We start from the raw sequence: 6,614 nt of genomic DNA, 5'->3' as shown, positions 1-6,614 counted from the left end.
GATCAGTTTCCTCGTCTGCGCGCGCCGCAGGCCGACGGCAAGCTGAAGGAAATCAGCGAGTGGCTGGACCGGATTGCGTAGAAGTTTAAATAAGACTGACGGATCGCCAGCCGGGAAAGTTTTGGATGGCGGCACTGCCGCATTAGCCCGCTATTCCCGCTCGGGCTTGTTTTGCCGGTAAAGTTCCAGGCGCCGCGCGGCCTGCGCGGCCGGCGCTTCTTGGCCCGCTTTTTTCCAGAGTTCAATGGCGCGCGCAGCCGCCCGGGCGGCGTTTGTAAAGTCGCCGGTCTCCGCATGGGCGGCTGCCAGAGTATCCATGCGCATGGGGTCTTCGGCGCCCTGCCAGCGGACCATGAACTTGATATGGCGCAGGGATTCCGGGCCGTTGCGCAATTCATCCTCCGGGGCGGTTGCCAGTATCCATGCCAGCAGGCCGTACGCTTCCCCCGCCGTGATATCAAGCTTGATCGCCTGCCGCAGCGCCGCCGCGGCTTCCCGTCTCCGCTCCCGGTTATAGAGCAGGCGGCCCAGATTAACATGCGGGCCGGACGTTTCCGGGCTGAGCATGATCGCGCGCCGGTATGCCTGTTCGGCTTCGTCCGGCCGCCCGAGTTTTTCATAAACGCTTCCGGCGCCGTTCCAGGATTCTGCGGAGTCCGGACTGATCCGGACGGCTTCCCGATAGGCGGCCAGGGCCGATTCAAGATCGCCTTGCCGCTGCCGCATAAATCCCAGCGAGTTGTACGCCGGCGCATAATCCGGGGCGATGGAAATGGCCTCGCGCAACTCCCGTTCCGCGCGCGTATAGTTGGCCGAGTTGATTTCCTGCAGGGCCAGAAAATTAAACATTTCGGCATTGAAAGGGATATGATCGGTCGGCGTCCTGATGGGCGTATTGGCCCAGACCGCCGCCGCCACTATCGCGGCCGCCGGCATGAAAGAGCGGAGGGAACAGTTGCGCGCCCATTGCCGCCAGTCCAGCGCGTAGGCGGCCAGGACACAAAGCGCCGGCGCAACCACCACGCGGTAGCGCGCCGCTACAAAAAATAACGCTATGGAAAATAGATAAGCGCCGATGAAGACGGCCAAAAGAAGACTGGCGCGGCTGCGGCGCAGCCCGGCAAGCATGCCCCAGCAGGCCAGCGGAAACACGATTCCGAAAGGAAAGGCGAAAGAACCCAGCCGCCAGACCAGGGGGCGCAGGAGCGCGTAATAATCGCGGAACGCGTAAATATCCACGTTGCGCGGCAGTTCCCGCGCGTTGGTCGCCTGGCGTATTTTCCGTGAAAAATTACGGAAGAAATGGCCGGGATTCTGCCGGATGTATTTCAGCGTTTCCCGAAAATAGAAGCGGTCGGCGTCAACGGCGTCAAAAATTTCCGCCCGCATGGGCATTTTGTCCAGATTTTCCCAGCCGAAACTCGGCCGGATGGCAGTGGTTTCATCCGCTTTCCGGTTGTTGCCGATATAGAAATTGAGCCCGCCGTTGTGCGAGATCAGCGTAAACCTGCCGCTGACGGCGTAATTGCGGACGGTAACCGGCGCAATCGCGCAGGCGGTTCCCAGGAGAACCAGCAGAAAACGCCCGCCGGCTTTTCCCGCGAGCATTTTTGTTTCCCGGCGGCCCCCGCCTTCAGGATAAGCAATATACAGGTAAACCAGCCAGAACAGGGTGAAGGGGAGAAAGAAAAGCACGTTCGGCACGGTGATGGCCGCCAGGCCGGCGAAAATTCCGGCGAGAACCCAGTCCGAACCGCGGTCGTTTTTCGCGGAGCGCAGCAACTGCCAGAGGAAGAGCGTATTGAGCAGCGCCGCCGTTCCGGCTGGCAGCAATTGCAAATCCATGAAAAGCAGGGGGCCGTAACATGCCGTGAGCGCGCCGGCGATGATGCCTGTTCTCCTGGAAAACATCCCGGCCCCGATCAGATAACTGATCGCCGGTGTCAATGATCCTATGACGGCCAAAACAAGTTTGGCCGCGAGCATGCTCTTGCCGGTGAAAAAATAAACGGCCGCCAGCAGGTAAATGAAAAATGGCGGCTGGTAATACGGGGTGTTCGGACGGTAAAGCCCGTCGGCCATCTGGCAGGCGAAATTATGATAAGTGTGCGCGTCCACGATGGGTCGCCAGAACGTGGGATCGTTCCGCCCGTCAAGCATGAGCAGCAGATGCATTGCGAGCGCAAGCAGAAAAACAGCCCCGCCCGCCGGCAGGCCGGTTTTCATCCCCGTCGCGGCAATCCAATGTGTCTTGCGCATGTTCGGGATTGCATCATGCCATTTCCGTGTCCCGCCGGCAACAAAAATAAAGCCCGCCCTGGAATTCGCTGGGTATGGCGGAGACGATTTTTGCCTCTGGCCGGGCGGGCAAAACGGGGGAAAAATGAGGCCCGCCGCCGCATAAAAGATTGCGCGCATATTTATTGACATCAAGAACGATAATCATACAATCTCACCTCCAATACGCGTATGAAGCACGAGCTCAAATATCTCAAATCAATTATCGGAGCATTTGGCTTGCCGGGGACTTTCCGGACGGTGGTCCCTTACGGCAACGGTCATATCAATGACACTTATCTGGTGCATATGGATAACGGCGCCGGGGTGGACTATATTCTCCAGCGCATTAACCATAATATTTTCAAGGACCCGCCCGCGCTCATGGATAATATTTTGCGGGTTACCCGCCACGTCCGAAAAAAAACAGCCGAAATGCCGTGCGGAAATCCCGACCGCGAATCGCTCACGGTTATTCCCACGAGGAAAAACGCGCCTTTTCTGCTTGATGAACAGGGTAATTTCTGGCGCATGTATATTTTTATCACGGATGCCCGCACCTACGACATTTGCGAAACCACGCAACAGGCCTACGAAACGGCATCGTCTTTCGGCAGGTTTCAGGCTCTGCTCGCCGACCTGCCCGGCGGCCGTCTGCACGAAACCATTCCTTTTTTTCACCATACGCCGCGCCGTTTCAAGACGCTGGAGGAGGCGATCAACAGCGATAGGTTTAATCGCGCCATTGAGGCTAAAAACGATATTGATTTCTGCTTCCGGCATAAGCCTTTGACATCCGCGCTGACAGATTTGCTGGAAAACGGTAAAATGCCCGAGCGCATCGCGCACAATGATTCCAAGATCAACAATGTCATGATGGAAAATGCCGGTGGCCGCGGCATTTGTGTGATAGATCTTGACACCGTCATGAGCGGCAGTTCGCTGTATGATTTCGGCGACATGGTCCGGACTGCGGCCCGGACCATGGACGAAGACGAGCGCGACCTCAGGAAGGTCATGCTGAAAATGGAGTTTTTTGAGGCCTTGGCGCGCGGTTATCTTGAAGCCGCCCGCTCTTTCCTTACGCCGGTTGAAGTTGACAACATGGTCACGGCCGGCAAAGTGATCACCTTTACCATCGGCATCCGCTTTCTGTCCGATTATCTGGCGGGCGACGTTTATTTTAAAATTCACCGTCCCGGCCATAATCTTGACCGCGCCCGCGTGCAGTTCAAACTCCTTGCCAGCATTGAGGAGCAGGAAGAAGAAATGCGGAAAATTATCCAACAGAATTAATTATATTACGATATTGGGGACAGCCCTTAAATATTAAAAAACGGTTGACGCCGCTCGGGTGACAAGGGTAAACTTAATATTGCGATATTGGGGACAGCCCGTAAATATTAAAAAACGGTTGACGCCGCTCGGGCGACAAGGGTAAACTTAATATGGCCAGAAAACCCAGATTGGTTTTTGCAGGGGCGATTTATCATATCGTGTTTCGCGGCAATGAACGGAAGGCTATTTTTCGCGACACACGTGATTGCGAGCGTTTCCTTGTATCGTTGGCCGAACGGGTGCCAGCCTATCAAGTGCGGCTTTATCTTTATACTCTTATGCGGAATCATGTCCATCTTTTGCTGGAAACGCGTTTGCCGAATGTGAGTGCGTTTTTGGGCAGTTTATTGACGAGTTATGCCACGTATTTTAATCGGCGTCATCACCGTGCCGGGCATCTTACTCAAAACCGATATTATTCGTCTTTGGTGGCGGGCGACGCCTATCTGTTGCGGCTCAGTCGATATATTCATTTGAATCCTGTCTTTGTGAACCCCCTGCAATCTGCCTCCTTGGATGCGCGTATCTCATATTTGTGCGATTACCAGTGGAGTAGTTACAGGGCTTATGCTGGTTTAGCGAAGCCGGAAGACTATATAGACTATGGTCCAATTTTAGCAATGACGCCTGGGCGCGCCGGGAATCGGCATCTGAAATACCGCGGATATGTGGAGGCTGGGATTGTGAAAAATGACGAAGAATTTCGCGCGTTGCTCAAAAAATCATTGCCAGGGATAGGATCGAAAAAATTTATTCAGGGAATGCGGCAGGAATATCAGCGAAGCGCATCACGGATTAAGGCGGAAGACGTTGCTTTCCGAAAGCCGTTTCGCACGGTGATGCCGGAGGCCATAATAAATGCTGTATGCCGAGCATATAAAATCCCAGCGAATGAGTTGCGGATGCATCGAGTAAATGATTGGGTCAAGCCGGTAGCGGCGATGTTGTTAACACAAGCAGGGGGGCTAACCCAACGTGATGCAGCAAAATATTTAGGGGTGAAAACGGGAGCGGCGGTTTGCGTGCAATTAAAACGTTTGCGTCAATCCAAGGCTAACGAACATCGCAGCGTATTAAATCGTCTGCGCAACTATTTAATATTTAAGGGCTGTCCCCAATGAAAACATCCGGCAGACCGGTTCGTGTTTTGTTGCAAACGGGGGGCGTGATCCCCGATCCTTCTTCGGTATTCATTGATCCTGCGGTTGTTCCCGAAAGAATTGCGCCGAAAACTCTCATCCATCCCTTCTGCCGCATTTATGGCGCGCAGACTTCCATCGGCCCGGGGTGCGAGTTGGGCGCGGAGGGGCCGGTTACAATTGAAAACTGCCAGCTTGGGGAAAGGGTAAAACTGGCGGGCGGATATTTCTCCGGATCCGTTTTTCTGAACGATAGCAGCATGGGAAACTGCGCGCGTGTGCGCCCCGGCGCTCTTCTGGAAGAATTCGCAAGCGGGGCTCATGCGGTCGGATTGAAACAAACCCTGCTGTTTCCCTATGTTACGCTCGGCAGTCTGGTAAATTTCTGCGATTGCCTGACGGCGGGAGGGACCGGCCGCAAAAATCACAGCGAGGTCGGTTCCGCGTATGTTCATTTTAACTTCACGCCCCATCAGGACAAGGCCACTCCTTCCCTGATCGGCGATGTTCCCCGCGGCGTGCTCCTTGACCAGCCGCCGGTTTTCCTGGGCGGCCAGGGCGGTCTGGCCGGCCCGGCCCGGGTGGCTTTCGGAGCCATTGCCCCGGCCGGAATGATAATTCGCGGAGATGTTTCCGCCGCCGGCCTTGTCGTCCGCGGGGAACAACCGAAACCTGCCGGCGGCCGGTTCATAGCCGGCGCATACCGCACCATTGACAGAATCGTAAGGAACAATCTGATTTATATCGGTAATATTTATGCCCTGAAGGCGTGGTATCGCCATGTCCGTTCGACATTTATGGGGCGGGATTCATTCCAGGCGGCCTGTCTGGCGGGGGCGCTGGAAAAACTGGACTTGATTATACGGGAAAGAATTGGCCGTTTGGATGAATTGGCCGGGAAAATGCCGCGCTCCATTGAATTGAACGAAAAATCCGGCGGCGGCGCGGCTTCTTATCTGCAGCAGCAGAAAAAACTTTGCGGACAATGGCCGGAAATGAAGGATAATTTGCTGCAAATTGCCGGGGTTGAGGGCGACCCGGCCAAAAGAGATCATCTGCTGGAAGAAATAACCGCCGGGCAAAAAAGTTCATATCTTGAAACAATTGCCGCGATTAGTTCCGCAAGCAGGCAGGATGCGACCGAATGGCTGCAATCAATTGTTGACAGGACGGCGGAAATCTGGAAAAAATAAGAAAAAAATATTTCGCCGCCCGCTTCGCCGGAGGCACAGAGGAAAGAAGAATTATTTTAATGTATAGGAATTTCAACGTTGCCGCAAAAGAGCGCAAAATCGTGGGTAGGAGCCGAACCCCTGTTCGGCGATGCATCTGGTGTTTGGAATCGCCGCATGGGGATGCGGCTCCTACGTCTATCAAATACAGTTGCCGCTTTTGGCGGCCTAATGAACGTATAGGAATTTCAATGTTGTCTATTTTTTGTAGAGGCTTCGCTCGTCGAAGCCCTCTGAAGGGGCGCGACAAGCACGCCCCCTACATGCGAAAAATAACAGTTGCCGCTTTTGGCGGCCTAATTGAAAGTTGAGCGATTCTTTGGCGTGTTATTCTGATGAACCCCGCCCGGTCTGAGCCGGACGGGATGACGACCTTCCTTCGCCCGCCGTACTCCGGCGTTGCCGGGCGAAGGCGGGAGAATCTTGCCCGCACTCAAATTGATTTACCTCTGCGACCTCTGCGTCTCCGCGGTAAAAAATTGCTCAGGAAAGGGATTATGGGAAAATTATTCGGAACGGACGGGGTCAGGGGCGTGGCCAATATTGAGCCGATGACGGCGGAAACCGCCCTGGCGATCGGCCGCGCCACGGCGCATATCTGCAAAAGGCATCACAACCGCCACCGCAT

The 6,614-nt window shown here is 54.9% G+C and carries 5 protein-coding genes; 4 read left to right on the top strand and 1 reads right to left on the bottom strand.

The features are described 5' to 3' along the window. Positions 1-150: 150 nt before the first annotated feature. Positions 151-2,259 carry a tetratricopeptide repeat protein gene (locus tag PHP98_11150; protein MDD5484185.1) on the bottom strand — a complete coding sequence of 703 codons (2,109 nt, stop codon included), beginning with the start codon at positions 2,257-2,259 and terminating at the stop codon, positions 151-153. A gap of 210 nt (positions 2,260-2,469) precedes the next feature. On the opposite strand from PHP98_11150, the gene PHP98_11145 reads away from it, so the two are divergent. The 4 genes from PHP98_11145 to PHP98_11130 all read left to right on the top strand — a co-directional run. Next, complete coding sequence (locus PHP98_11145; protein ID MDD5484184.1) at positions 2,470-3,573, top strand: aminoglycoside phosphotransferase family protein; 1,104 nt, start codon at positions 2,470-2,472, stop codon at positions 3,571-3,573. A 152-nt stretch (positions 3,574-3,725) separates the two neighbouring features. Next, a complete protein-coding gene (locus PHP98_11140; protein MDD5484183.1) occupies positions 3,726-4,736 on the top strand; it encodes a transposase in 1,011 nt (336 codons plus the stop codon). Continuing rightward, positions 4,733-5,947 carry a UDP-N-acetylglucosamine pyrophosphorylase gene (locus tag PHP98_11135; GenBank protein MDD5484182.1) on the top strand — a complete coding sequence of 405 codons (1,215 nt, stop codon included), beginning with the start codon at positions 4,733-4,735 and terminating at the stop codon, positions 5,945-5,947. The genes PHP98_11140 and PHP98_11135 overlap by 4 nt, the downstream gene beginning before the upstream one ends. Positions 5,948-6,483: 536 nt before the next feature. Continuing rightward, the coding region (locus PHP98_11130) for a hypothetical protein (protein ID MDD5484181.1) at positions 6,484-6,614 on the top strand (131 nt) is incomplete at its 3' end.

This window comes from Kiritimatiellia bacterium (assembly GCA_028715905.1).
GTDB lineage: Bacteria > Verrucomicrobiota > Kiritimatiellia > JAAZAB01 > JAAZAB01 > JAQUQV01.
This window is presented reverse-complemented; position numbering and strand designations above follow the sequence as displayed.

Excerpts from the sequence above, each read along its gene's own strand:
- PHP98_11145 (MDD5484184.1), top strand. The coding sequence starts at position 2,470 with ATGAAGCACGAGCTCAAATATCTCAAATCAATTATCGGAGCATTTGGC.
- PHP98_11135 (MDD5484182.1), top strand. The coding sequence starts at position 4,733 with ATGAAAACATCCGGCAGACCGGTTCGTGTTTTGTTGCAAACGGGGGGC.
- PHP98_11140 (MDD5484183.1), top strand. The coding sequence starts at position 3,726 with ATGGCCAGAAAACCCAGATTGGTTTTTGCAGGGGCGATTTATCATATC.
- PHP98_11150 (MDD5484185.1), bottom strand. The coding sequence starts at position 2,259 with ATGCGCAAGACACATTGGATTGCCGCGACGGGGATGAAAACCGGCCTG.